This window comes from Streptomyces sp. NPDC002499 (assembly GCF_053595415.1).
Genome location: NZ_JBSFXO010000015.1, coordinates 40,339 through 65,015 on the forward strand (window position 1 = coordinate 40,339; position 24,677 = coordinate 65,015).

Sequence of the window (24,677 nt, forward strand, 5' to 3'; positions counted from 1 at the left end):
ACCCCGGTCGCGCACCCGCATTCCTGCTCATACGCTCCGAAATGTGACGTCATCCTTGATTCGAGGTCGGCCGCGGCGGGCCGGGCGGGCTCATATATCCGTGCGGGTGGTGCACACCCTGGTGGGCGGTCTCGCCGGGGTGGTGTGGCTGGTGCTGCCGGGGATGACGATCAACGCCGCCGTGCCGGTTCCGGCGGCCCGGACGACCCAGGACACGGCGACAGCGACCGAGGCCGCGTCCGCCGCGCGGGCGGAGGACGAGAAGTCCACCGTCGACCTGGTGCTGCCGCTGGTCGCCGTGGGAGCCGCGATCGTGCTCGCCGGATACGGATACGTACGACGCACCCGCCGGGCGAAGAACCGCACCACCCCCGCGCGAATATCCGCCCTCCCCTCCCCCGCCGAACCTCCACTCCCCGAACTCGACGAGCGCGCAAGGGCGTTGCTCACTGAGGCCGACGACTGGGTGCGCACCAGCCGGGAGGAACTCGGGTTCGCGACGACACGGTTCGGAGAGCCGGCCGCCGAACCCTTCACGAAGGTGCTGCGGGACGCCGAGGCGGAACTCTCGGCCGCGTTCCGCATGCGCCGGCAGTACGACGACGGCGTCCCGGAGGACGGGACGGCCCGGCGGCACGCGCTCGCCGGCATCGTCGGCCGGTGCCAGGAGGCGGGGCGGGTACTGGACGCCGAGGCCCCCGCGTTCGACCGGCTGCGGGGACTGGAACGCGGCGTGGGCGAGGCCCTGGAAATCGCGGAGACCCGGTTCCGGGAACTGGCCGGCCGCACAGGCGCCACGGAGACGACGCTGACCGAGTTGGGCGACCGGTACGGCCCGGCGGCGGTCGACCGCGTCACGGGATACGTCGAACACGCCAAGGACCGCCTGGTGTTCACCACCTCCCGCCTCAACGAGTCCCGCCAGACCGCCTACCGGGGCGAGAGCCGACGAGCGATCCGCCACCTGCGCGAGGCCGAGGGCGCGGTGACGCAGGCGGCCGAGTTCATCGACGCCGTCGACCACCTCGCGACCGACCTCACGAGAGCCGAGGCGCTGCTCCCGACCGCACTGACGGGCGCGGAGACCGAACTCGCGGGGGCGCGGGCCGCTGCGCGGGCGGCGGGAGGCGGGGACGGTCCGACGGCGCGAGCCGCCGGCGCGCGCCGGCCTGCCGGGTCCGACCGGGCAGGGCAGTCCCATCCGGCCACGCAAGCCGCCGGAGCCCAGGGGAACCCAGCCGTCGACGCCGACGACACCGCGTCGCCCGCCGGCACCAGGACCGCGCCCGCCCTCACCCCCTCCGAGCTCCACGCCCGCCTCTCCCGGGCCGACCTCGTCCTGGCCGCCGTACGGGAAGAGGTGACCGGTGGGCCGTACGACCCGGTCGACGCCCTGCGCAGGGTCGTGGGGGCCGTGCTGCCGGTCACCGGCGGGTCGGCCGGGGTGCTGGCGGTGGCCGCGTCGTTCGTGGCGGGGTCGAGCGTGCGTGGCGCGGACGGTTTCGTCTCGACGCACCGGGGTGTCGTCGGTGCCGGCGCCCGGACCCGGCTCGCGGAGGCGGTACGGCTGCTCGGTGCGGAGCCCGCCGACCCGCTCGCCGCCGACGCCCTGGCCCGCGAGGCCCGTGCGCTCGCGGAGCGGGACGTGCGGGCGCACGGCAATCCGGTCGCGGGCGCGGCCGAGCATGCGAGCGGGCTCGCGGGGGCGGTCCTCGGCGAGGTCCTGCTGGACGGGGGCACGCCCCCGAGCTTCGGCGGGCCGCGCACCCGGGCCCGGCACGACGACGCCGACCTTCCCTGATCCGGCCGCCCGCCTCGGCCCCCGCCTCTGCTCTCTGTCCCCGCCCCCGGAGGGAACCGGTCAGAAAAGGCTCAGCAACGCCTCCGCCGGATCCGTCAGGCCCGTCTCCCCGTCCGGCAGCGGGAGTTCGAACCACACCGTCTTGCCGCGAGGCGTCCGGCGCGAACCCCAGGCCGCGCTCAGGAGGCCCACCAGCTGGAGGCCACGGCCGCCCTCGTCCGTGTCGCGGGCGCGGCGGCGGCGGGGTTGGACCAGGCCGGAGTCCCAGACCTCGCAGACGAGGGTGCGGTCGAGGAGGAGGCGGAGTCTGATGTCGCCCTCGCCGTAGCGGAGGGCGTTGGTGACCAGTTCGCTGACGAGCAGTTCCGTCGTGTCGACCAGCGGTTCGAGGTCCCAGGTCAGCAGCTGGCCACGGGCGTACTCGCGGGCCTTGCCGACGCTGCGCGGCTCGCGCGGGAGGGTCCAGTCGCCGACCGAGTCGGCGGGCAGGCCCTGGACGCGGGCCATGAGGAGGGCGATGTCGTCCTCGCCGTGGTGGCTGTCGAGGGTGTTGAGGACGTGGTCGCAGACGTCCTCCAGCGGAAGGGTGGGGTCCGTGAGCGCGCCGACGAAAGCCTGGAGGCCCTCGTCGAGCGGGTGGTCGCGGGATTCGACCAGTCCATCCGTGTAGAGCGCGAGCAGCGCGCCCTCGGGCAGTTCGACCTCCACTTCCTCGAACGGCTCCCCGCCGACCCCGAGCGGCATGCCGGGCGGCACGTCGAGCATCAGCGCGTCCTCGCCGGGTTCGACCAGGACGGGCGGCAGATGGCCCGCGTTGGCGAAGGTGCAGCGGCGGGTGACGGAGTCGTAGACGGCGTAGACGCAGGTCGCGAGGTACACCTCGGACAGGTCGGCCTCGCGGGGGCGGCGCGCGGCGCGCGTGGCCTGCTGGACACCGCCGGGGGCGCCGAGGCCGCGGGCGATCTCGTCCAACGCGCTGAGGACTTCCGCCGGTTCGAGGTCGAGCAGGGCCAGCGTGCGGACGGCGGAGCGGAGTTCACCCATCGCCACCGCCGCACGCAGCCCGCGGCCCATGACGTCGCCGACCACCAACGCCGTGCGGTGACCGGGCAGTTCGATGACGTCGAACCAGTCGCCGCCGACCTCGCTGGGCCGGTCGGCGGAGGAGTTGCCGGGCAGATAGCGACAGGCGATGTCCAGGCCGGAGGCGACCGGGTCGCCGGGCGGCAGCAACGACCGTTGCAGTATCAGCGCCCGCTCGTGCTCGCGCCGGTACAGCCGGGCGTTGTCGATACAGACCGCGGCCCGCGCGGCCAGCTCGACGGCGAGATCCCGGTCCCGGTCCCCGAACGGCTCGCTCCCCTTGGTCCGCGCGAACTGCGCGAGTCCTACGACGGTGTCGTGGGCGACCATCGGCACGGCCAGCGTGGACTGGACGAGGCCGCCCTCCTCGGGCGGGATGCTCTGCGTGCGGGCGGTGCGCAGGGCGTCCGCGCACAGCGAGTTGAACGAGAAGTGGTGCACGGCGCCGACCGGGACCGGGTCGCCTGAACCGGGCAGCGGCGCGTCCGAGACGGCACTGGCGAACGCGACCCGGCGCAGCTCCGCGCTGCCGTCGGCGAGGCCCGGCGGGGTCTCGTCACCGGCCAGCAGCCCCTGGTAGAGGTCGACGGTGGCGAGGTCGCAGAAGCCGGGGACGACGACGTCGAGGAGTTCGCGGGCCGTGGTCTCCAGGTCGAGGGAGTTGCCGATGCGGGCGCCCGCCTCGTTCAGAAGGGCGAGATTGCGCCGTGCGGCGGCCGCTTCCCGGGCGGCGGCGCGACGGGCGGTGATGTCGGTTCCGAGCCAGGCGATGCCGATGGGGCGGCCGCTGCCGCTGTGCACGCGGTAGAGGTTGATGGACCAGTGCCGGCGCTCGTCGGAGCCCGGCAGGAAGCCGGTGACGTGCATGTCGGTGATGGAGTCGCCGGTCTCCAGGACGCGCCGCAGGGTCGCGGTGACCCGCTCGGCCTCGGGGCGCGGCAGATAGTCGGACACGCCCATGCCGCGGTGGTCGTCGGGCGTACCGCCGAAGAGGCTGGCGAACCGCATGTTGGCGCGGCGGACCCGCAGGTCCGGGTCGATCAGCAGAAACCCGAAAGGAGATTGGCCGAAAATCGCCTGCGAGGCGGCGAGGTCGGTCTCGATGCTGCGCAGGGTGCGCACGTCCACGACGATGCAGACGGCGGCCTTCTCGCCCTCCTCGGTCCGCGTCGGCATGACGTAGACCTCGGCGAGGCCCTCCCGTCCGCCCTCGCCGTCGACCGTCTCCGGCACCCGGAAGGGGACCACTCCGGTCCACTCGCGCCCGTCGAGGATCTCGGCCATCTTCCGCTGGCCTTGCTCGCGCAGGTCGGAGTCGATGAACGCCTCGATGGGATCCATGCCCACGGCGTGCTCGGCGGGGATCCCGAAGAGCTGCTCGGCCCGCAGGCTCCACTGGTCGACCAGCCCGTCGGGGCCGATGGAGAAGGACGCGACCTTGATGTAGTCGTAGATCGAGCCGGGCGGGCTGCTCTGCCACATGGCGTCGTAGGGCGGCGCCTCGTCGGAGCCGAAGCCGATGTCGTGCCGACCCGCGCCGGAGAAGGACCCGGAGGAGGACAGCGCCGAGCCACCCGTGGCTCCACGCCTCACGTCGGCCGCGGCATCACCCGCGGCCTCCGTCCTCGCGCCGTCCGACGGGTCCTCGGACCCCGTGGCCTTCGCTGGTATCTCGCTCACGCGAACCGTCCCCTCCAGCTCACCGCGTCCGGCACCGGTCACCGGGGGCGGCTGCCCGCAGTATCCAGCACTACGGCGCCGCACAACACGGTGTTCACGATCACAGCACGGTCCCGACGGTTTTCGGTCCGGACCGTGACAACACTTCCAGTCTTCTAACCAGCCCACACGTCGTCGAATCACGCTCGTCGACAACTGCCACTGGCCTGAACCAGCCACTGGACAGCACGAAGGCCCCCGTACAGGGTTCCGCCGGACCGTTCCGGCCCGTGCACACAGGGTTCGTGCGCGGGATCCGCTGAAGGACACGCTCGGGGACGGGTGCGCGGTTCACCCGGGCACCGCCAGTTCGAACCACACCGTCTTGCCGGCCTCGCCGGGGCGGGTGCCCCAGCGGCGCGAGGAGAGGGCGACCAGCTGCAGACCCCGGCCGCTCTCGTCCTCGGCGCGGGCCACGCGCTCGCGGGGCGGGTCGGGCAGCGGGTCGGAGACCTCCACGAGCAGCACGCCCCCGAGCCGATCGGGACGGACCAGCCGGACGCCGATGGGGCCGGTGGCGTGCCGCAGGGAGTTGGTCACCAGCTCGCTGACCAGCAGCGCGGCGAGGTCACCGAGGGTGTCGAGGTCCCACTCGTGCAGTTGTCGGCGGACGGCGGCGCGGGCGCTGCGGACGGCGCCGGGCTCCGCGGGAAAGCTCCACTCGGCGCCTTCGCCTTCGGTGTCGCTCACGCCGATCACTTCCCAGGCCGACAAGCCCACGCATGTCCGGTTTCGTGGGGTTAATGGGCACATACCCGATATCCGGCGCGCAGTACCGTCCGTAGCGGCGCACTGTGGCACGAACGGCGTAGGGGGCGCCCGGTCCGGCGCCCCGGTCTCGCCGCGCGCTCGCCCCGCACCCCGCGCTGTTCCCCCGCCACCCGGACGCGTACTCCGTCGCTACTCGGACACGTACCCCGTCACGAGCCGGGCAGCCACTTCCCGGACGGCGGGCACGTCGGGGTCGAGCCAGTCCACGTCCCAGAGCTCGCCGGGGCCCAGCCAGCGCAGCTCGTCGTGGTCCTCGAGGGGCTCGGGTCCCGCGGAGCCGGGGAGCAGCCGGGCGGTCCACACCTGGAGGGCGTACGGCGGGCGCAGGGGCCACTGTCCGGGGACGCGCTCGACGGGCTCGGCGTCCACGCCGAGTTCCTCGCGCAGCTCGCGCACCAGGGCCGCCTCGGGTGCCTCGCCCTCCTCGACCTTGCCGCCGGGCAGCTCCCAGCGCCCGGCGAGTTCGGGGGGCGCGCTGCGGCGCGCGGCGAGCAGGCGACCGCCGTCGAGCAGGGCGGCTCCCACCACGATCCGTTCCGTCATGCGCGGGAGCCTACGGGAGCCCGAAGACCCGGGCCTCCCTGGAGTCCGACCCGGCAGCGGGCCTCAGTTGGCGGTGCTCGTACCGCTCTGTCCGTTCTGGCCGAGCTGCTCGACCCAGTACAGCTGCTTGTGTCCGCGGTCGTCGAGGCTGTCGGCGATCTTCTGGGCCTCGGCCCGGGTCGCGTACCTGCCGACGCGGTAGCGATTGCCGTTGTCGTCCTGCCGTATGACGAGCCAGGGAAGAGTGATCGTGCCGTCGTTCATCAAGCCCCGCCCCTCCGTCCCACCCCAGCAGCTCCGCCGCCCAACCGCGGCTCGTGCCGTGCCCCGCCCGCTAAGGAAACCGCAATCCGCATATGCCCGAGCCTACGCCTAACCTTCACGCAGCGAATACGGCTTTTCACAAAGAGGTACGCAACCGGCCAGAGTGAAGGGGGCGCGCGACACGGTACGCGCCGCCCGCGGCCACCGACGCATCCGGTCAGGGGCATCTCGGGCAGTCGTGAGCGACCTGCGAGAACGACCGGATTCCACCGGCGGTCGACGGGGTCGCAGGGGCGCGCGGCGGGGGTACGGACCGGGGCCCGCGGGGGCGGGCGCCGCAAAGGTGTGCGCTACTTCACCGGCAGGTGGTACGAGATCCGGTAGCGGTCGGCCGGGACCACCACGTCCGCGGTCTCGACGGGGCGGCCCGAGGCGTAGAACGTGCGCTGGATGACCAGGACGACATGTCCGGGGACGCCCCCCAGGGCATGCAGCTCCTCGGCGAGGCCGGGGCGGGCGCCGACCTCCTCGGTGACGTTGTCCACGATCACGTCGATCGCCGCCATGCGCTCGACGACGCCCATGCCGCCCAGCGGGCCCTCCTCGGGGAGCATCACCGGTGTGCGGCCGGTGACCGCGAGAGGCTCCCAGGAGGTGGAGAGCATCATCGCCTCGCCGGCCTCCCGGAACACGTAGCGCGTGCACATCACGCGGTCGCCGGGGTGCAGCCCGAGCCGCTCGGCGACGGCGCCGCTCGCCTCGGCCTGCTCGCTGCGGGACTCCCAGGTGCCGCGCGTCTCGCCGTCGGCCTGCTCCTGACGGAACGGTGTGGCCCCGCCGTCCGGGCGGTAGCCGGAGCGGGAGACGCTGCGCGGCACGGGCCGCTCGCGCACATACGTCCCCGAGCCGGAGCGGCCCTCGACCAGACCCTCGGCCATCAGCACCTTGCGGGCCTCCAGCGCGACCGTGTCCGAGACGCCGTACTCCTCGCGGATCCGGGCCTGGGACGGCAGGCGGGTGTGCGGTGGCAGCGACCCGTCGGTGATCTTCTTGCGGAGATCACCCGCGACGCGCAGGTACGCCGGCTGCTCACCGAAAGTCACTGGCCGCTCCCATCAGGTTGTACAGACAGCAACAGCGTGGCAACCGTGGGTTCGACCATGCAAGCAAAGGCCAGAGAATCACCCGATGTGATGACTTGTTCCGGGGAAAGCCTTTACGCAGGCACTTTCTCCCCGCTATGGGAGCCGTCACACCTCGAGACCGGAGTCACCTTCCCCGTCGCCCCCGCCGCCGTCCGTGTCCCCGTCCGAGGGCGGGGTGGTGGCCAGGCCCAGAGCTTCGCGGGCGGTGAGGGAGTGGTCCGGCGTGGAGAGCGTCAGGATCCGGTCGTACGACACGTAGAAGGCGTCCGCGTCCTCGGCCGCCGCCGCCCGCTCCCACTCCTTCTCGATGGTCCCCAGCTCCGCCGCGACCTTCCCGACCGGCTTGTCCGCCCCGGCCGGCCAGCGGTGTCCGCGCAGCTGACGTGCCTCCTGGGTGAGCGCGGTCGCCATCCGGTCCGCCCACTTCCGGTTGGCCGCGAGGTCGTCGTCGGGGCTGTCCACGGGCTGCCCGTCCATGGCCCTGTTCCCGAGGTTGACGGCCATGAGATAGGCCCGCTGGTCGGCGTCCAGGGTCGCCGCGTCGTTGCGCAGCGACCCGGTCAGGCTCGCCGTCTCGTCGGTGTTGCCGAACACGCAGGTGATCTCGCGGTCGCCCAGCCGCCAGCTGTCCCGGGTCGGGGTCAGGTAGTAGATGTCGACGTAGTCCGGTACGGCCCACTGGTCCATGGCGTAGTCGTAGCGGAGCGCGTAGCAGCGGGTGTCGGCGATGTCGGTGACCTTGTCGTCCCCGGGGTAGGCGGCGGAGTCCCCGTATCCGGGTATCCGGAGGGCCGCGAAGACCTCGCCGTCGTGCTCGCCCGCGCAGGTCACCTGGTCGACGTCGTAGGCGAAGCCCTCCAGGGAGCCGCTGGGCGCGTCGAAGCACTCGCCCTTGGCGAGGGTGTAGGCGCTGCCGTTGTCGCGGGCGCTGTCCTTGACACCGTCCCACATGTCGTTCAGGCCGCCGGTGGCCAGCACCAGTACCCACAGCGTGAGGCCGAGGGCCGACAGCGCGGACCCGGTGACGGCCATCCCCCTGCCCCGCTCGCCCTTCCGCTTGATCTGCGCGAGCGCGACCAGACCCAGCACGAGCCCGACGCCCGGGACGCAGCACAGGATGCCGAGCACCAGGGAGGCTATGGCCACGCCGTTGACGGGGGCGGGCTGCCCGTACGGGCCGTACGGGCCCTGGCCCTGGCCCCAGGGCTGCTGCGGGTACGGGTAGCCGTAGGGACCCTGCTGGTACGGCCCTTGGGGCTGCGGGGGCCCTGGGGGCGGGGGTATGGACAAGAGTGCCGCGCTCCTGGGGTGGGCTGTGCTGAACGGTCGTACGACTGGCGCATGGTAAGCGGGAGACGGGCGGGGACGGAATGGGGCCCGACCCCCGGTCCGCCCCTGGTCCGCGCAGGTCAGTCCGTCGGCTCCTTGACCGGCTCGCCCGCGAGTCTGCGCTGCTCCTCCTCGACGATCCGGCGCGCGATGCCGCCGTCGGTGACGTCGATGGCGTCCGGGGTGGACTCGGCGGTGTCGCTGCGGCGGGCGTAGGCGTCGAAGAGGCGGGTCTTGTTCTCCAGGATGCGCAGCAGGCGTTCGTCCACGCTGTCGGTCGCGAGCAGGCGGTGCACCTGGACCGGGCGGACCTGACCCATGCGGTGGGCGCGGGCCACGGCCTGGTGTTCCAGGGTGGGTTTGACCTGCGGCTCGCACAGGATCACCACGGACGCGGCCTGGAGGTTGAGCCCGACGCCCCCGGCCTCGATCTGCGAGAGCAGCACCGCGTGACCCTCGGCGGCCGTGAACTCGTCGACCATCCGCTGCCTGCGGGCGGCCGGGACGGAGCCGGAGACGGGCCCGAACTGCGGCTCCGGCAGGGCCTGTCGGACCGTTTCCAGGACATCGCGGAAGTAGGAGAACACGACCACCTTGAGGTCGTTCGCCGCGGCCTCCGCGACCAGTTCGCGCAGCCGCTGGAGCTTCGCGGACTTCTCCGCGTCGACGTAGGCGGCCCGGCGCATCGCCATGAAGTTCCCCTCGGCGACGGCCGCGCGGTAGGCCAGCCGGTCCGCGGCGCCGAACGCCTCCCACTCGTCGACCTGGAGCAGCGCGGGCAGCTCGGTGAGCACGTCCTGCTGGTTGCGGCGCAGGTAGGCGGGCGCGACGGACTTGCGGAAGGCGTACGGGCCGGCCACCGCGGCGCTGTCGCGTATCTGCGGGACCAGCTCCGGGCGCAGGTAGCGGACCAGGGCGCGGAACTCCTCGACGCGGTTCTCCATGGGGGTGCCGGTGAGGAACAGGACGCGGTCGCACTGCCCGGTCCAGCCGGCGATCGCGCGGGCGCGGCGGGTGTCGGGGTTCTTCACGTAGTGCGCCTCGTCGACGACGAGCATCGCGGGCCCGGTGCCGTTCGGGGCGGGCAGGGTGTGCAGCACGTCGAAGGTGGTGAGGGCGACGCCGCCGCGCTCGCGCCACTCGGCGTAGGCGTCCTGGCGGTCCGGGCCGTGCACCGGCAGGGCCCGGAGTGTGCTGCGGGAGCCGATCTCGCGGGTCCAGTTGATGAGCACGCTGGCCGGGCAGACCACCAGGAAGTGGCTGTCCCCGCGCGCGGCGAGGTGGGCCAGCGCGGCGATGGCCTGGACGGTCTTGCCCAGGCCCATCTCGTCGCCGAGGACGACCCGGCGCTGGGCGAGGGCGAACCGGGCGCCGAAGGACTGGTAGCCGCGCAGCGAGACCCGGCGGTGGGTGTCGTCCAGCGGCTGGGCGCGCACCCGCTCGGCGACGTCCGCCGGCAGGAAGCCCTCGGCGGCGGCCTCGTCACTGCGGTGCTCGCCGGCCTCGGCGAGCTGGCTGTAGTACTCGGCGGAGCGCAGCTCGAAGTCGACCCAGGCCTCGATGTCGGCGGCCGGGCCGCGCAGCAGGTCGGTGGAGGCCTGGGCCAGTTGGAGGCCGGTGCTGCGGGCGGCGGGCCCTGAGGTCAGCTCGCGCAGCTCCGCCGTCGCCGCGAGGGCGGCCTCTCTGCGGCGGCGGCCGGCGAGCGCGAGGCGGACCCGGCTCGTCGCCGGGCGGGCGGCGGGCAGCAGTTCGCGGAGTCTGCGGTCGAGGCGTGCGGCGGTGTCCACGGCGCGGCGCAGCTCGGGTCCGGCCTCGACCAGTCGGTGCAGGGCGACGACGAGGGCGGTGGTGCGGGGTTCGGGGTGATCGACGTCGACCCGGACCGCGACGGTCTGCTCGACCTCGCGGGCGATCTGCCGGGCGGCGGCGAGCACTTGGTCGGCGGTCTGCGCGCCGACGCCGGGAATCTGGCGCAGGTCGTAACGGCTCGCGTCGTGCACCGCACGCACAGTGGTCAGCCCCGCCGCCTCGACGGCCGCCAGCCGCAGCCGGCCCTCCGTGGCGTCCTTGAGCCGAGCGACCGGGATGGACCCGAGCGCCTCGGCGACGAGCTCGTCCCGCAGCGGCGCCATCGCGGACCGCACGGCCTCCAGCGCGCGGGCGTGATCGTCGAGCACGGCACGCGCGGCCCCGTACAGCCGCGTGCCCTCCGCGAACACCCCCCGGGCCCGCCGCCCCACCGGCGCGTCCGTCTCCGACGCCCCCGCCACCTCCTCGCCCCGCGCCATTCCGTCCCTCAATCGCCGTCCACCCCGTTGAGCCCATCTTGACACCGGGAACTGACAACGGGGCGGGTCCGGGACAGAGGGCCTGCCCGGTGGGCGGGGGTGACTTGAGGGCAGGGACGACTTGCGAGCGAGGGCGACCTGAGGGCCGGGCGGCCCGAGGGAGAGGTCAGGTCGGGCTAGCGGTGCGGCCCGGGTCTCACCCTGGCGCGGACAAGGCCAGTCGCACCAGTCCCGGAAGCCTCAGCGGGCGGCCCGCGGCGCGGGCCGGCTCGTCCGCGGCCCTCTCAGTCCCCTGACTCTCCCAGGTCACCCGGATCTCCCGTGCCGATCGAGCCGCCGACGTCGCGAAACCCGGTCGCCCTGGTGCGCTTCTGCCAGGTCTCGACCTCCTCGCGCACCTGGTCGAGGTGGTCGAGGACCGCGCTGACGCCGTCGTCGCCGAGGGGCAGACGGAGCGGGGTGCTGCCCGATTCCAGGGCGGCCAGGATCAGGGCCGCCGCCTTGGCCGGGTCGCCGGCCTCGCCGTCGAAGCCGGCCCGCACCATCGCGCGCGTGCCGCCCACCGTGGCGTACACGCGGCTGTCGGCGCTGGCCCGCGTCCCGTCGTACAACGACGTACGGAAGGCACCCGGCTCCACGACGAGGACCTTGATGCCGTACTCCGCGACCTCGCCGACGAGCGCCTCGGACATGCCCTCCAGGGCGAACTTGCTGCCGCTGTACGCCGAGAAGCCGGGGTAGGAGGTCTGCCCGCCCTGGCTGCTCATCTGCACGATCGCGCCCGAGCGCCGTGCGCGCATGTGGGGCAGGACCGCGCGGACCAGCGCCGCCGGGCCGAACACGTGCACGTCGAAGAGGTCGCGCAGTTCCTCGTCGGTGGTCTCCTCGAAGGCGCCGACATGGCCGCGGCCCGCGTTGTTGACCAGGACGTCGATCCGTCCGTGCCGCGCGACCACGTCCCGTACCGCGGGCTCCGCGGCGGTCGTGTCGGCGACGTCGAGCCGGAGCGCCTCCACCTGGTCGGGGTGGGCGGCCACGAGGTCGGCCATGGCCTCGGGCCTGCGCGCCGCGCCGATCACCACGTCACCGTCGGCCACGGCCGCTTCCACGAGCGCCCGGCCGAGCCCGCTGCTCGCGCCGGTCACCAGCCACACCTTGTTCATGTCGCTCTCCGTCCCCGTCCCCGTCACTGGGTCGTCCGTGAACCACCGTGCCGCCAGGGATGGTTGCCCGTCCAAGACCTTCGGTGATAACCGATGGGCATGACCACGGACGTACATGTGCGGGACCTGCGCTACTTCGTCACGGTGGCCGAGGAACTGCACTTCACGCGCGCGGCCGAGCTGCTCTACGTCTCGCAGCCCGCGCTGAGCAAGCAGATCCGGGCCCTGGAGCGGCAGTTGGGCGTCGAGCTGCTGCGCCGCGACCGGCACGGGGTCACGCTCACGGCGGCGGGCGCGGCCCTACTGCCGTACGCGCGCCGGGTGTTGGCCGACTGGGCCGAGGCCGCGGTCGCGGTGGCCGAGGCGCGGGCCGCGGAGCGCAGCACGCTGGTGGTGGGCATGAGCACCAGCCCGGGCCGCGGCGGCCTGCTGCCCGCGATCCGCTCCCGCTTCACGGCCGCGCACCCCGAGGCGGTGGTGCGGCTGCGCCAGGTGAGTTGGGAGGATCCGACCGCGGGCCTCGCGGCCGGGGACGCCGATGTCGCCTTCGTCTGGCTGCCGTTGCCGGACGAGACCCGCTACGCGTGGACGGTCGTCGCCGAGGAGCCCCGGTTAGTCGCCCTCCCCCGCACCCACCCGCTCGCCGCCCGCGCCGGGATCGACTTCGCCGACCTGGCCGACGAGCCCTTCCTCGCCCTCCCGCACAGCGCGGGCCCGCTGCGCGACCACTGGCTCGCCCTGTCCGACCGCGACGGCCGCCCGCCCCGGATCGGCGCGGAGGTCGCGGGCACGGAGGAGACGTACGAGGCCCTCGTCGCGGGCCTCGGCATCTGCCTGGTGGCAGCGGGCAACGCCCCGCTGATCACCCTGGGCGACGTCGTCACCCGCCCGGTGCGCGGCATCTCCCCCAGCCGTTACGCCCTCGCCTGGCGCCGGGACGACGACCGGCCCCTGGTACGGGCGTACGCGGAGGTCTGCCGGCAGGTGAAGGGCGATGCGTAGCGCCCGGCTACGGCTTGGCCCGCACCAGTCCGGCGTCGTACGCCATGATCACCGCCTGGATGCGGTCGCGGGCGCCGATCTTGGCGAGGACGCGGCCGACGTGTTTCTTGACCGTGGACTCCGTCAGGACGAGGTGGTCGGCGATCTCCGTGTTGGTCCAGCCCTGGGCGACGGCGACGAGAACCTCGCGCTCGCGGTCGCTGAGGGCGCGCAGCACGGGGTGGTCCTGGGCGGGCGGTTCGGCGGGGGCGAGGACCTGGTGGGCGTAGGCGTCCAGGAGGCGACGGGTCAGGCGGGGGGCCACGACGGCGTCGCCGGTGGCGACCGCGCGGATGCCGGCGACGAGTTCCTCGGGGCGCGCGTCCTTGAGCAGGAAGCCGCTGGCTCCGGCCCGCAGGCCCTCGTAGGCGTACTCGTCGAGGTCGAAGGTGGTCACGATGAGGATGCGGGTGCGGCCGCCGGCCGCGACGATCCGGCGAGTGGCCTCCAGTCCGTCCATGCCGGGCATGCGGATGTCCATGAGGACGACGTCGGGCCGGAGTTCGGCGGCCATCCGCACAGCCTCGGCACCGTGCTCGGCCTCCCCGACCGCGGTCAGTCCCGGAGTCCCCTCGATGAGCATCCGAACGCCCATGCGCTGCAACGGCTGGTCGTCGGCGACGAGCACGGTGGTCATGACAGCGGGTCTCCCGGCAGTACGTCGAGCACGGTGGTCATGACAGCGGCTCTCCCGGCAATACGTCGAACACGACACCCGCGATCCAACCTCGGCCGGCGCCACCCGGACCGCGAACACCCCCGCGCCACAGCGGCTGGTCGGCGGCGATGAGCACGGTGGTCATGGCTGATGGTCTCCTGGTGGTACGTCGAGTACGACGTCCACGGTCCAGCCGTGGCCGGTGTCGGCCGGGCCGGCGACGACGGTGCCGCCGTACATGGCGGCCCGTTGGCGGATGCCGACGAGGCCGTGACCGGGGTCGGCGGGGTCGCCCTCGGGGCCCGCCTGCTTCGCGCGCGGAAGCGCGCCCGGTGGTACGCCGGTGTCGGCGACCCTGATCCGGGCCTGTCCCGCCTCGACCGCGACGGTGACCTCGGCACTCGCGCCGGTGCCCGCGTGCTTGAGGGTGTTGGTGAGGGACTCCTGGACGACGCGGTACACGGTGAGCTGCACACCGCTGCCCAGCGCGTCGAGGTCGCCCACCGTCCTGTAGGTGACCGACAGGCCGGCCGCGCGCACGCGTGCGACGAGGGGGTCCAGGTCGTCGATCCCGGGCTGCGGACCGAGCAGGCGCTCGTCCGGCTGGCCCTCGCGCAACACGCCGAGCACCCGGCGCAGTTCGTTCATGGCCTGGCGGCCGGTGTCGCCGAGGACGCGCAGTGCCTCGGCGGATCGCTCGCCCCGGTTGGCGGCGAGGGTCGCGGCGCCGTCGGCGACGCTGACCATGACGGAGAGGTTGTGGCCGACGATGTCGTGCATCTCGCGGGCGACCCGGGAGCGTTCGGCGGCGGCGGTGAGCCGGACACGCTGCTCCTGCTCGATCTCGAGCCGTCTGGCCCGGTCCTCCAGCGCCGCCATGTACATCCGCTGGACGCGCAGGGCCAGCCCGACGGCGACGGACGCCGTCACCGTGCCCAGCAGCAGGAAAGTGCCGAGCACCGGGTGGTCCCCCTTGCCGGGGACCAGCACGAAGGCGGCCAGCAGCAGCTCGCTCGCGGTCAGCGCGACCGCCCAGCCCAGCATCCGCAGGGACCCGTGGCGGGCCAGCGTGTACAGGGCGACGAGCCCGGCAAGACCGGTGGGCAGCCACACCTCAAGCGACCACTGGAGCAGCGACACGAGCGCGATGACGAAGAACGTGATCGTCGGGGCCCTGCGCCGCCAGAACAGCGGAGCGACGTGCGCGGCGACGAAGAAGCACAGGACGATGACCGGGAACCGGACGCGGGGGTCGTCGTCGAAGGGCGACCGCTCGGTTCCGCCGCGGATCAGGACGGGCAGCGTGATGAACACGATGAGCAGTGCCAGGGCCGTGTCGACCAGCCACGGGTGCCGGGCGCCCAGCCACGGCCGGTGCCCCCGGTCGCCCAGCAGCCGGGCCAGCAGCGAGTGCGTCCACACGCTGTCGGACCCGGGGAGCGGCGGGCGGGCCGTCCCCGGGCCGAGGTCCGGGGCGGCTGCCGCGCGGTGCGGACTCATGACCACCATTGTCCGGTACCGATCACGCGTCCGTGCTGATGAGCCGGCCGGCCGCCCCGACGAGTGCCAGGGCCACCCAGCCGGCGAAGACCGCGAGCCCCGCTCCCGGGGACAGGGAGCCGGACGACTGGTGCAGGGCGTAGACCGCCTGGCCCGCGTTGCTGGGGAAGTACGGGCTGAGGGTGTCGTCCCACGAGTCGGGCAGCAGGGAGGCGAGTCCCGGCAGGATCAGCAGGATGCCGACCAGGGCCGCGATGGCCCCGGCGGAGGAGCGGATCAGCATGCCGAGGGCCACGCCGAACACGGCGACCAGGGCGAGGTAGAGCCCGGCACCGGCCAGACTGCGCAGCACACCGTCGTCGCCCAGGGACAGGGCGATGTCCGTGCCGTCCAGACCCGGCGCGCCGAACTCGAAGGCGGCCAGGGCGCCGACCGCGGTGAGCACCAGGGCGACCGGCCCGATCACGGCGGCCTTGGCCCACAGGACCGGCAACCGGCGCGGGACCGCGGTGAGCGTGGAGCGGATCATGCCGGTGGTGTACTCGCCGGCGGAGAGCAGGACGCCGAGCACTCCGATGGCGAGGGAGGCGAAGGTCGCCCCGGTCAGGGCCAGGCTCACCGCGTCGCTGTCGCCGCTGTCGCCACCGGGACCGGGCCGTCCGCCGCCCCCGACGGCGTCGGGGCTGTAGGTGTGGGCGGCGATCGTCCCGAAGAGGACGAGCAGGAAGACGGCGACGCCCAGGGTGATCCAAGTGGAGCGCAGGGACCAGAACTTGGCCCACTCCGAGCGCAGGACGCGCGCTCCGGTCACCTTGCGCACGGTCGTGCGGGGCGGCGCCGGGGTAGAAGCCGGATTCGGGTTCGCGGAAAGGTCGGTGACGGTCATCATGCAGCCTTTCGTGCGGCGCCGGCCGGAGCACTCTGGTACTCGACGGAGTCGCGGGTGAGGTCCATGAACGCCGATTCCAAGGAGGCGGCCTGCGGGGTGAGTTCGTACAGCGCGACCCCGTGGGCGGCCGCGATGGCGCCGATCTCCCGGGCGTCGCGTCCGCGGACCATGAGTTCCTCGGTGGACGACGAGGTGATCGTGATGTCGGGACCGATCAGCAGGGAGCGCAGCTTGGCGGTGTCGGCGGTGGCGACCTTCACCGCTCCGCTGCCGGCGTCCCGGGTGAAGTCGTCGACCGTGGTGTCGGCGAGCAGCCGGCCGCGGCCGATGATCACCAGGTGGTCGGCGATCTGCGCGGTCTCGCTCATCAGGTGCGAGGAGAGCATCACGGCCCGTCCCTCGTCGGCCAGTTGGCGCAGCAGGTTGCGCACCCACAGCACGCCCTCGGGGTCGAGTCCGTTGACCGGTTCGTCGAGCATGACGATCGACGGGTCGCCGAGCAGCGCCGCGGCGATGCCGAGCCGCTGTCCCATGCCGAGCGAGAAGGCGCCCACCCGCTTTCCGGCCACGCTGCTCAGTCCGGCGAGTTCGATGACCTCGTCCACCCGGGCGCGGGAGATGCCGTGGGTGTAGGCGAGGGCCATCAGGTGGTTGAACGCGGTGCGCCCCGGGTGCACCGACTTGGCCTCCAGCAGCGCGCCGACCTCGTGCAGGGGCGCCGAATGGCGGGCGTAGGACCGGCCGTTGACGGTGACCGAGCCGTCGGTGGGCGAGTCCAGTCCTACGACCATGCGCATGGTCGTGGACTTGCCCGCGCCGTTGGGACCGAGGAAGCCGGTCACCTCGCCGGCCTTGGCGGTGAAGCTCAGATTGTCGACGACCGTCTTGTCCCCGTAGCGCTTCGTCAACTGCCGTACCTCGATCATGGGGGCGCCTTCCCTGCCTGAACCCGGCCGCGGATACGCCGCGGTGTCCGAGTTCGACGCTATGGGCGCGACCGGCGCGGCCCGTGGGCCCCAGGGGGACTCTTCGGCGGGCGAGTGGTACCGCGGTACCACCACGAGGTCGGCCCGACTCCTCCTTCAGGTGGGCGGCCCCGTCCCTCACGTCCCCGCGAGCAGCGCGGCCACCCCGACCTCGAAGCGCTCGTCGAAGGACGCCGGCGCGAGATGTCCGGCCACGCGGTGCAGGGAGGGGTGGGTCGTCTCGGAGATCGCGCGGGCCAGGATGTCGCCCAGGGGGCGGTGGTCGACCGCCTGCTCCTCCTGGGTGAGGCCCAGGGCGAAGTAGATGACCGCCCACGAGGTCCACGCGGCCTCCCGGTCCCCCAGGCCGCACGCCAGCAGCGCCTCCACCAGGGCCTCCGCGAAGGACAGGGTGCCCGGTTCGGCGGGGTAGGTGCCGACCACCAGGGCCGCGCCGTCGCGATGGGAGAGCAGGGCGCGGCGGAAGCGGCGGGCGAGTTCGCGGGCCCGTTCGGCGGGGGCGGCCGGCAGGTCGGTCAGCGGGATCTCGCCGAGTACGGCGTCCGCCATCAGGTCCAGCATCCGGGCCTTGGTCTTCACATGCCACTGCACGGTGTTGATCCGCACGCCGAGCCGGTCGGCGACCGCGCGCGTGGACACCGCGTCCAGCCCTTTGTCGTCCAGCAGGTCCAGTCCCGCGCGGATCACGGTGGCCGGATCCAGCCGGTCGCTCTGTTGCGTCTTGGTCACCGACCTAGTTTACTGCACGGCGAGAGTTCTTGGTCAGTGACCAAGAGCCTTACCCGATCAGGCGACTCGGCGGCAGAAGAAGGTGGTCACGTGGCAGCACAGCAGGCATCCGTGCGGCAGGCGTCGGTGCAGCAGGCGTCCGCACAGCAGACGGAAACGACGCAGGTGGTCATCGCCGGAGGCGGCCCCGTCGGGCTCTGGCTCGCCGCCGACCTGCGGCTGAACGACATCTCCGTCACCGTCCTGGAGCTCCGCACCGAGATCGACGACCGCTCCAAGGCGCTCACCGTGCACCCGCGCGGCGTCGAGGTGCTGGCCTCCCGCGGCATCCATCAGCGCTTCCTCGACGAGAGCCTGAAGATCTCCACGGGCCACTTCGCCAACCTGTCCGACCGGCTCGACTTCTCCGTCATGGACACCCCGTTCCCGTACACCCTCTTCATCCCCCAGGCCCGCACCGAGGCGCTCTTCGAGGAGTACGCCCTCGGGCTCGGCGCCACCGTCCGGCGCGGGCATCGCGTCACCGGCCTCACCGAGCACGCGGACGCGGTGACCGTCCAAGTGGCGGGACCGCAGGGGCCGTACGAGATCCGGGCGGAGTACGTCGCCGGCTGCGACGGCACCCGGAGCACCGTGCGCGAGGCGGCCGGCATCGAGTTCCCCGGCACGGACTCCCGCTACCTCGGGTGGCTCGGTGACGTCCTCTTCGACCACCCGCCGGCGCCCGGCTTCAACCGCTTCACCGAGCGCGGCGGCCTGATGATCGTGCCGCTGCCCGACAACCGGTGGCGCATCGCCGGCACCAGCCCCGACAGCGAGACCACCGAGTGGCCCGGCGACCTCACCATGGACGAACTGCGGCGGAAGGTCGTCGACATCGCCGGCGAGGACTTCGGCATGCGCGACCCGTCCTGGCTCTCGCGCTACGGCAACGCCACGCGCCTGGCCACCGAGTACCGGCGTGGCCGCGTCGTCCTCGCGGGCGACGCCGCGCACCAGCACTACCCCACCGGCGGTGTCGGCATGAACGTCGGTGTCCAGGACGCCTTCAACCTCGGCTGGAAGCTGGCCGCGACGATCGACGGCTGGGCCTCGGAGGGGCTGTTGGACAGCTACCACACCGACCGCCACCCGGTCGGAGAACAGTTGATGGAGCACAGCCGCGCGCAGACCTACCTGTTCCACGCGTTCACGCCCGAGGGCCTGGCCCTGCGCGACCTGCTGAGCCGAATGGTCCCGGAATCAAGGGAGTTCAGCGATGTACTGGCCGGCCGCCTCACCGCCCTGGACGTCGCCTACCCGAGCGCCGACCCCGCGGCCCACCCGGTGACCGGCACCCGCGCCCCCGACTTCGCCCTCCCCGGCACGGACAGCACCCTCTTCGGCGCACTGCGGGCGGACTCGTACGTCCTGCTCGACCTCACGGCCGCGGGCGCGCTCACCGACCGCGCCCAGGACCGCGTCACCGTCCACGGCGGGGCGCCCGACCGGACGCGGGACGCCTGGAAGGACGTACGCGCCGCCCTCATCCGCCCCGACGGCCACGTCACATGGGCCTGGACGGAGGAGGACGACACGAAGCTGGCGGCGCAGGTGGACGCCGTCGTCGCCACGGCTCTGGGCCGCTAGAGAGGAACCGGACTCATGGATCTCGGACTGAAGGACAGGGTGTACGTCCTCACCGGCGCCACCCGGGGACTGGGTTACGCCGTCGCCCGTGAACTGGTCGCCGACGGCGCGAAGGTGGTCGTCACGGGCCGCGACGAGAAGCGCGCGGTCGAGGCGGCGGCCGAGCTGGGCCCGAACGCGGCGGAAGTCGCCGTGGACAACGCCGACCCGCAGGCACCCCACCAACTGATCGCCACCGCACGGGAGTTGTTCGGCGCCTTCGACGGCATCCTGATCAGCGTCGGCGGCCCGCCCGCGGGCACCGTGGCCGACACCACCGACGAACAGTGGCGGGCGGCCTTCGAGTCGGTGTTCCTGGGCGCGGTACGGCTGGCGAGGGCGGCCGCGGCGGAACTGCCGGAGGACGGCTCCATCGGCCTCGTCCTGTCCGGCACGGCCCACGAACCGGCCCCCGGGATGGTCATCTCCAACGGACTGCGCCCCGGCCTGGCCGGCTTCACCAAGTCCCTCGCGGACGAACTGGGCCCACGCGGAATCCGCGTCTTCGGCCTGCTCCCGGGCCGCATCGGCACGGAGCGCATGCGCGAGCTGGACGGCCTGTCCCCTGACCCGGAGGGCAGACGAGCCGCCAACGAGGCGGCGATTCCGCTACGACGATATGGGTCACCGGAGGAGTTCGGCCGGGCGGGGGCGTTCGTACTGTCACCGGCGGCTTCGTATGTGACCGGGGTGATGGTGTCGGTGGATGGTGGGGCGCGGCGGGGGTTCTGAGGCGGGGCGGGGGTGTTGATGGAGTGGCATTGAGGGCGGCGTGGACGGGCAAAGGGTGCGGGATGTTACGGGGATCCCGCACCCTTTACCGGTCGGGTCACGCCACTCATCCACACTCCGCACATCAGCTCGCGGAGCAGGAGCCCGTGGGCCAGGTCCAGTTGCCGTTCGACTGGATGGTGACGCCTCAGCCGGTGGGGGCGACGGCGCGGCCGGTCTGCGGGGAGATCGTCCCGGCGCAGAGATTGCGGGCGGCCAGGCCCTGGGCGATACGCGGGATCGCCGCGACCGTGTTGGCCGGCCAGTCGTGCATGAGGATCACCTGGCCGTTGGTGAGCCGACCGGCCGCCTGGACGATCGCGTCGGTGCTCGCGCCGTTCCAGTCCTGCGAGTCGACGTTCCAAATGATCTCCGTCAGGCCGTACTTGGCCTCGACGGCCTTCACCGTCGCGTTGGTCTCGCCGTAGGGAGGCCGGAACAGTCTGGGTGTGCCGCCGCCCGCGCTCGCGATGGCCTGCTGGGTCCGGGAGATCTCCGAGTCGACCGTCGCCTGGCTCTGCTGCGTCAGGTGCGGGTGGCTGTAACTGTGGTTGCCGACCCACATCCCGGCGTCGACCTGCGCCTTGACCTGCGAGGGGTAGGTGGCGGCGTACCGGCCCTCGTTGAACATCGTGGCCCGAAGGCCGTTCTGCTTCAGCGCGTTGAGCAGGGTGGGGGTGTTGCCGGACGGTCCGTCGTCGAAGGTGAGCCCGACGTACCCGTTGCAGGCGGCGGCCCGCGCCGGGGTGGCCGCGCCGACGGTACGGGTGCCCGCGGCGGTCAGGGCGACGACGGCCACCAGCCCGGCGACCAGGGAGCGTGAACGTAACGAGAGGTGCGATGCGTCTCTCATCCGAAGTGGTCCTCCAGCCTCGGTAGTTGAGGGGTCAGGTCGCCGTGCAGGAGACGCTGGGCCAGGTCCAGTTGCCGTTCGGCTGGATGGTGGCGCCCCAACTGTTGCCGCTGCCATTGGGTTTGGCGGTCAGCACCTGGCTGCTCGGATAGGTGGCGGCGATGTTCCAGGTGGAGAGGACTTTGGCCGGGGCGGGCACGTTCATGGTCACGGTCCAGCTACTGGCCCCGGAGACCGAGACGTTGAGGTTGTACCGATCGCTCCACTGCGTGCCGGCGGACAAGGTGGCGGCACAACCACTACTACCGCCGCCCGAACCGGTGCCGCCCACGGTGATGTTGGAGTTCCCGCTGCTCTGATAACCCTCGGTGGCGAGGATCATGTAGTAGCTGAAGCTGCCCAGAGGCATCCCGGCCCGGGCCCATGCGTCGAAGTGGTTGCCGGTGGTGATGGTGCCGCCGGTCCGCTTCGACTGCCGGACGCTCCAGTACTGGTCGAAGGTCTTCGTGCCTTCCACGGAGGGGGCGTTGTACCGCGTCGTCTTGTAGATGTCGTACGTCCCGCCGTCACTGGTGACGGTGCCCTTGTACGTTCCCGTGGGCCGGTAGGTGCCCCAGTTGTCCACGATGTAGTACTCGACGAGCGGGTTCGACGTCCATCCGTACAGCGCCAGATAGCCGTTGCCGGACGGATTGAAGGTCCCCGAGTACGTCACGCTCCGGCGCCCGCCGGTACTCCAGCCCTTGCCGGCCACGAAGTTGCCGGTGTTGCTCCATGAGGTGCTGTAGTTGCCACCGGCTCCGAGGTTCATGGAGACCGTCCCCTGGGAGTCGGTCCAGAACGAGTAGTAGTAGCCGTTGTCGGTACCGGTCTGATTCGTGGTGACAACCGTGTCGGCACTCGCGGTGCCGGGCAGGGTCATCGCCGCGAGAAGAGCCAGCAGCAGGGCACAGGCACCGCCGGCCAACAGCCTGAAGTTCGTCGTACGTGCGGGTGTGTTGTCCATGCGGCGTCAGTTTTGAACTGGCCCTGACAGCTGTCAATAGTTTCGGTGTCGCGAGCGAAATATTCGCCACCTGAATAGCACTGCGCGCTGATGGATAACCGCAGATCAACGCGGTTCGCAAGCGATCCATGGCATGACTCACCGCACGGCGCACAAAGCTTCAAGATCTATACATCGAATGTTGCGATCGAATGTTTCGAAGCCTTTCCGAGCGGCCTGAGCAGGGGCCGTCGCTCCTCAGGGAGGACAAGCAGTCACGGCTTTCAGAGTCGTCACCTTGGTGAGATCGACGGTGACCTCGCCTCCCGAGGTCTTGAGGACGAGCCGTCCGGCGGCAACGCGGACCGTAGTGCCGCAGATCGGGCCCGAAGGCGTCGTGATCTCCAGGGAAGGGGACTCCTTCTCCGGTCCGTACCAGGTCATGCCCACAGCCGCCACCAACAGCAGGGCGCAGGTGGCGGCAAGGCGGACCCCCGAGGCGAGAGACCGGACCGAGTCCAGGGCTTCCGTATGCTCGGCGAGCGGTCCTGGTGCCAGATCACGGACTTCAGTAAGGGCCGGGCGCCCGTGCGCGGCACGGATCAACCGGAACGCGCCCAGGCCACCCGTGGCGAGGGCGAGGAGAAGGACGCAGCCGACGGCGATCGCCCAGTCACCGGCGAGTTGGCCCACGTCCGACCGCCCCTTGATGAGGCTGAAGCCGACGAGGCCCACCAGCAGGCCGCCCAGACCGTTGCGCCAGGCGGCAGCGGTCTCCCGCACCCTTTGCAGTTCGGTGGTGAGCAGTTGGCGGCGCTCCTGCGCGTGGTAGAGGTCGGCGGCGGTGGCCGGCGGCCCCGCAGCGAGGCGTCCGGTCACCTGGATCCGTTCTTGATGACCAGCGTCCAATAGGCTCCGCACCCGGTCCGTCCCGTCGGCCGGCCGGGGTGTTCCCCGCCGCACTCGCAGACCATCGGTTCGATACGGTCCTCGGCGGGCCGACGCCTGTTCCCCCAGGGCAGTCCCGGCATACCCGGCAGGCCTTTGAAGACGTTGTCGACGACGGGTACGTCACAGCGATGGCCGCAGCGCGGGCAGGGGCCACTGAGCAGACTGCCGGCCCGGCCCGCCTCCTGGAGGACGAAGGTGGTTGCCACGAGAGATCCGTACTCCGGGGCGGTGATCTCCTGGTAGGCCTTCTCGGCGGCGACTTCTGGCATGGGGACCTCCTGGCCCTGGGTCACGGTCCGGTGTGGATGAACGGCACCCACGCACTCAACGCTCGTCGGCCGCGCAGTTCGGTGGTCGCACGATGGAGGGCATGTGCCGACCGTGCGGGATCGAAGACTCCCGTGCTGGTCAGGTCGGCGTACACCGCCTCGGTCACCTCGGCGGCGACCTCGTCATAGACCGACCAGAGCGTCCCGATGACATGGCGGTAACCGGCGTAGTGCAGCGCGGCGGTCAGTGTGATGGCCTCGTCGGGCAGGACCAGTCCCCCGGTCGCGGTCTGGCACGCGGAGAGGTAGGCGAAATCGCCCCGGAAGTGCCCGGTGCTGATGTCACCGATGGTGAGGCGTCCGTCCGACAGCAGCAGTCCGCCCTGGGAGGGCTGCAACAGGTCCTGGGCTCCGTGGCAGCTGAAATGAACCCATCGGTGCCGGGGCAGTTCGGCCCGGACCCGCTCCACGACGGCGTCCTCGGCATCGAGAAGAGTGCTCTGTCCGGCGAACAGGTCGGTGAGAAAGGCCCGTTCACGGTGCACGTTCGGCAACGACGCGACGTCCGGGACATCACTCGCCGTGACGAGCAACAGACGGGAGTCCGACTCGTCGGTCGATTCCTTGCGTGCCTCGACCAGGGCACGAAGCGTGGGTGTCGTAGAAGGGACAACCCGGTCGAGAACGCCGTCTCCGTCTCGGCCCGCGGCGTGCAGCGGCAGCAGCGCGAGAAGCCCTGTCGGACACCACCAGAGGCGAGGCAGGTCTGTGTCTCCCTCCGCCCGAGCGCCATGGCCGAGGGCCGACAGCACTGGTCCGGCGATGGCGTCCCACATCCACTCGGTCAGGGCCGTGAGCATGCTCTCGATCTCACCCAGCACCCGGTAGTAGGCCCGGCGAGCCTCGCTGACCTCTCTGCTCGCGTCGAAGGACTGCTCGCCCGCCTCGAACCGGAGCCTTGCCTGTTGGAGGCGGTGTGCCGACTCGGCGAGCCGACCGAGCGTCTCCAAATACTCACGGACCCGATCGGCGACGTCCGCCGCGGTCAGCGTCGGGAGTTCCTGGACGGTCACACCCTCCGGGCGGAGCAGGAGCGCGTCACAGCGCCAGCCACTGACGTTGACCACGACCACGGGGCCGCGATCCGCGACTCCGAAGAGAGCCTCGGGCTCCGGGTGCGAGAGGAAGCCCTCGAAACCAGGCAGGGCGCGCACCTCGGCCAACGTCGCCTCAAGTTGGAGCGAAAGCTCCATATTCCCCACGGGGTCGAA

The 24,677-nt window shown here is 72.2% G+C and carries 21 protein-coding genes and 1 pseudogene; 4 read left to right on the plus strand and 18 right to left on the minus strand.

The annotated features are described in order from the left end of the window. The first annotated feature begins 43 nt into the window (after window positions 1–43). Window positions 44–1,801, plus strand: coding sequence for a hypothetical protein (locus ACWD5F_RS37135; protein ID WP_451260714.1), 1,758 nt, complete (start codon window positions 44–46; stop codon window positions 1,799–1,801). A 60-nt stretch (window positions 1,802–1,861) separates the two neighbouring features. On the opposite strand, the gene ACWD5F_RS37140 is transcribed toward ACWD5F_RS37135, so the two are convergent. From ACWD5F_RS37140 to ACWD5F_RS37175, 8 genes are all read right to left on the minus strand, one after another. Next, a complete protein-coding gene (locus ACWD5F_RS37140; protein ID WP_451260715.1) occupies window positions 1,862–4,564 on the minus strand; it encodes a SpoIIE family protein phosphatase in 2,703 nt (900 codons plus the stop codon). 330 nt (window positions 4,565–4,894) lie between these two features. After that, the gene (locus ACWD5F_RS37145) at window positions 4,895–5,356 is read right to left on the minus strand and encodes an ATP-binding protein (protein WP_401713325.1); all 462 of its coding nucleotides are present in this window, start codon (window positions 5,354–5,356) and stop codon (window positions 4,895–4,897) included. 147 nt (window positions 5,357–5,503) lie between these two features. Continuing rightward, on the minus strand, window positions 5,504–5,917 hold the full coding sequence (locus tag ACWD5F_RS37150) for a (deoxy)nucleoside triphosphate pyrophosphohydrolase (RefSeq protein WP_401713328.1): 414 nt from the start codon (window positions 5,915–5,917) through the stop codon (window positions 5,504–5,506). A 63-nt stretch (window positions 5,918–5,980) separates the two neighbouring features. Next, window positions 5,981–6,181, minus strand: coding sequence for an SPOR domain-containing protein (locus ACWD5F_RS37155; protein ID WP_401713331.1), 201 nt, complete (start codon window positions 6,179–6,181; stop codon window positions 5,981–5,983). 350 nt (window positions 6,182–6,531) lie between these two features. Further along, entirely contained in the window at window positions 6,532–7,284 is a 753-nt protein-coding gene (locus ACWD5F_RS37160) for a GntR family transcriptional regulator (protein WP_401713334.1), read from the minus strand. 147 nt (window positions 7,285–7,431) lie between these two features. Beyond that, entirely contained in the window at window positions 7,432–8,616 is a 1,185-nt protein-coding gene (locus ACWD5F_RS37165; RefSeq protein ID WP_451260716.1) for a DUF4190 domain-containing protein, read from the minus strand. Window positions 8,617–8,735: 119 nt separating this feature from the next. Next, window positions 8,736–10,943: a DEAD/DEAH box helicase gene (locus ACWD5F_RS37170; RefSeq protein WP_451260946.1), complete on the minus strand. Its 2,208-nt coding sequence runs from the start codon at window positions 10,941–10,943 to the stop codon at window positions 8,736–8,738. Between the two features lie 284 nt (window positions 10,944–11,227). After that, entirely contained in the window at window positions 11,228–12,106 is an 879-nt protein-coding gene (locus ACWD5F_RS37175; RefSeq protein ID WP_451260717.1) for an SDR family NAD(P)-dependent oxidoreductase, read from the minus strand. A gap of 99 nt (window positions 12,107–12,205) precedes the next feature. On the opposite strand from ACWD5F_RS37175, the gene ACWD5F_RS37180 reads away from it, so the two are divergent. Further along, the gene (locus ACWD5F_RS37180) at window positions 12,206–13,108 is read left to right on the plus strand and encodes a LysR family transcriptional regulator (protein ID WP_451260718.1); all 903 of its coding nucleotides are present in this window, start codon (window positions 12,206–12,208) and stop codon (window positions 13,106–13,108) included. Window positions 13,109–13,115: 7 nt separating this feature from the next. Here ACWD5F_RS37180 and ACWD5F_RS37185 read toward each other — a convergent pair whose 3' ends face one another. The 5 genes from ACWD5F_RS37185 to ACWD5F_RS37205 all read right to left on the minus strand — a co-directional run bounded on the left by ACWD5F_RS37185 (window position 13,116) and on the right by ACWD5F_RS37205 (window position 17,909). After that, complete coding sequence (locus ACWD5F_RS37185; RefSeq protein WP_451260719.1) at window positions 13,116–13,784, minus strand: response regulator; 669 nt, start codon at window positions 13,782–13,784, stop codon at window positions 13,116–13,118. 162 nt (window positions 13,785–13,946) lie between these two features. Further along, window positions 13,947–15,305, minus strand: coding sequence for a sensor histidine kinase (locus ACWD5F_RS37190; protein ID WP_451260720.1), 1,359 nt, complete (start codon window positions 15,303–15,305; stop codon window positions 13,947–13,949). Window positions 15,306–15,327: 22 nt separating this feature from the next. Further along, window positions 15,328–16,191 carry an ABC transporter permease gene (locus ACWD5F_RS37195; RefSeq protein WP_451260947.1) on the minus strand — a complete coding sequence of 288 codons (864 nt, stop codon included), beginning with the start codon at window positions 16,189–16,191 and terminating at the stop codon, window positions 15,328–15,330. After that, entirely contained in the window at window positions 16,191–17,120 is a 930-nt protein-coding gene (locus ACWD5F_RS37200) for an ABC transporter ATP-binding protein (protein ID WP_451260721.1), read from the minus strand. The genes ACWD5F_RS37195 and ACWD5F_RS37200 overlap by 1 nt, the downstream gene beginning before the upstream one ends. A 177-nt stretch (window positions 17,121–17,297) precedes the next feature. After that, entirely contained in the window at window positions 17,298–17,909 is a 612-nt protein-coding gene (locus ACWD5F_RS37205) for a TetR/AcrR family transcriptional regulator C-terminal domain-containing protein (protein WP_451260722.1), read from the minus strand. 126 nt (window positions 17,910–18,035) lie between these two features. Between ACWD5F_RS37205 and ACWD5F_RS37210 the strand changes: the two genes are divergently transcribed. After that, the gene (locus ACWD5F_RS37210; RefSeq protein WP_451260948.1) at window positions 18,036–19,538 is read left to right on the plus strand and encodes an FAD-dependent monooxygenase; all 1,503 of its coding nucleotides are present in this window, start codon (window positions 18,036–18,038) and stop codon (window positions 19,536–19,538) included. 15 nt (window positions 19,539–19,553) lie between these two features. Beyond that, complete coding sequence (locus tag ACWD5F_RS37215) at window positions 19,554–20,309, plus strand: SDR family oxidoreductase (protein ID WP_451260723.1); 756 nt, start codon at window positions 19,554–19,556, stop codon at window positions 20,307–20,309. A 190-nt stretch (window positions 20,310–20,499) separates the two neighbouring features. Here ACWD5F_RS37215 and ACWD5F_RS37220 read toward each other — a convergent pair. From ACWD5F_RS37220 to ACWD5F_RS37240, 5 genes and pseudogenes are all read right to left on the minus strand, one after another. Then, window positions 20,500–21,201: pseudogene (locus tag ACWD5F_RS37220) on the minus strand (polysaccharide deacetylase family protein); the annotation flags it as partial. A 34-nt stretch (window positions 21,202–21,235) separates the two neighbouring features. Continuing rightward, window positions 21,236–22,207, minus strand: a complete 972-nt coding sequence (locus ACWD5F_RS37225; RefSeq protein WP_451260724.1) for a glycoside hydrolase family 11 protein — start codon at window positions 22,205–22,207, stop codon at window positions 21,236–21,238. A 237-nt stretch (window positions 22,208–22,444) separates the two neighbouring features. Continuing rightward, window positions 22,445–23,065, minus strand: coding sequence for a hypothetical protein (locus ACWD5F_RS37230; protein ID WP_451260725.1), 621 nt, complete (start codon window positions 23,063–23,065; stop codon window positions 22,445–22,447). Further along, entirely contained in the window at window positions 23,062–23,406 is a 345-nt protein-coding gene (locus ACWD5F_RS37235) for a hypothetical protein (protein WP_451260726.1), read from the minus strand. The genes ACWD5F_RS37230 and ACWD5F_RS37235 overlap by 4 nt, the downstream gene beginning before the upstream one ends. 20 nt (window positions 23,407–23,426) lie before the next feature. Beyond that, window positions 23,427–24,659: a CHAT domain-containing protein gene (locus tag ACWD5F_RS37240; protein ID WP_451260727.1), complete on the minus strand. Its 1,233-nt coding sequence runs from the start codon at window positions 24,657–24,659 to the stop codon at window positions 23,427–23,429. Window positions 24,660–24,677: the final 18 nt, after the last annotated feature.

What these genes read in the sequence shown, in the direction of transcription:
- ACWD5F_RS37240 (WP_451260727.1), bottom strand. Translation starts at nt 24,659, where the DNA reads ATGGAGCTTTCGCTCCAACTTGAGGCGACGTTGGCCGAGGTGCGCGCC.
- ACWD5F_RS37185 (WP_451260719.1), bottom strand. Translation starts at nt 13,784, where the DNA reads ATGACCACCGTGCTCGTCGCCGACGACCAGCCGTTGCAGCGCATGGGC.
- ACWD5F_RS37195 (WP_451260947.1), bottom strand. Translation starts at nt 16,191, where the DNA reads ATGACCGTCACCGACCTTTCCGCGAACCCGAATCCGGCTTCTACCCCG.
- ACWD5F_RS37145 (WP_401713325.1), bottom strand. Translation starts at nt 5,356, where the DNA reads ATGTGCCCATTAACCCCACGAAACCGGACATGCGTGGGCTTGTCGGCC.
- ACWD5F_RS37190 (WP_451260720.1), bottom strand. Translation starts at nt 15,305, where the DNA reads ATGAGTCCGCACCGCGCGGCAGCCGCCCCGGACCTCGGCCCGGGGACG.
- ACWD5F_RS37200 (WP_451260721.1), bottom strand. Translation starts at nt 17,120, where the DNA reads ATGATCGAGGTACGGCAGTTGACGAAGCGCTACGGGGACAAGACGGTC.
- ACWD5F_RS37150 (WP_401713328.1), bottom strand. Translation starts at nt 5,917, where the DNA reads ATGACGGAACGGATCGTGGTGGGAGCCGCCCTGCTCGACGGCGGTCGC.
- ACWD5F_RS37180 (WP_451260718.1), top strand. Translation starts at nt 12,206, where the DNA reads ATGACCACGGACGTACATGTGCGGGACCTGCGCTACTTCGTCACGGTG.
- ACWD5F_RS37175 (WP_451260717.1), bottom strand. Translation starts at nt 12,106, where the DNA reads ATGAACAAGGTGTGGCTGGTGACCGGCGCGAGCAGCGGGCTCGGCCGG.
- ACWD5F_RS37225 (WP_451260724.1), bottom strand. Translation starts at nt 22,207, where the DNA reads ATGGACAACACACCCGCACGTACGACGAACTTCAGGCTGTTGGCCGGC.
- ACWD5F_RS37170 (WP_451260946.1), bottom strand. Translation starts at nt 10,943, where the DNA reads ATGGCGCGGGGCGAGGAGGTGGCGGGGGCGTCGGAGACGGACGCGCCG.
- ACWD5F_RS37215 (WP_451260723.1), top strand. Translation starts at nt 19,554, where the DNA reads ATGGATCTCGGACTGAAGGACAGGGTGTACGTCCTCACCGGCGCCACC.
- ACWD5F_RS37235 (WP_451260726.1), bottom strand. Translation starts at nt 23,406, where the DNA reads ATGCCAGAAGTCGCCGCCGAGAAGGCCTACCAGGAGATCACCGCCCCG.
- ACWD5F_RS37155 (WP_401713331.1), bottom strand. Translation starts at nt 6,181, where the DNA reads ATGAACGACGGCACGATCACTCTTCCCTGGCTCGTCATACGGCAGGAC.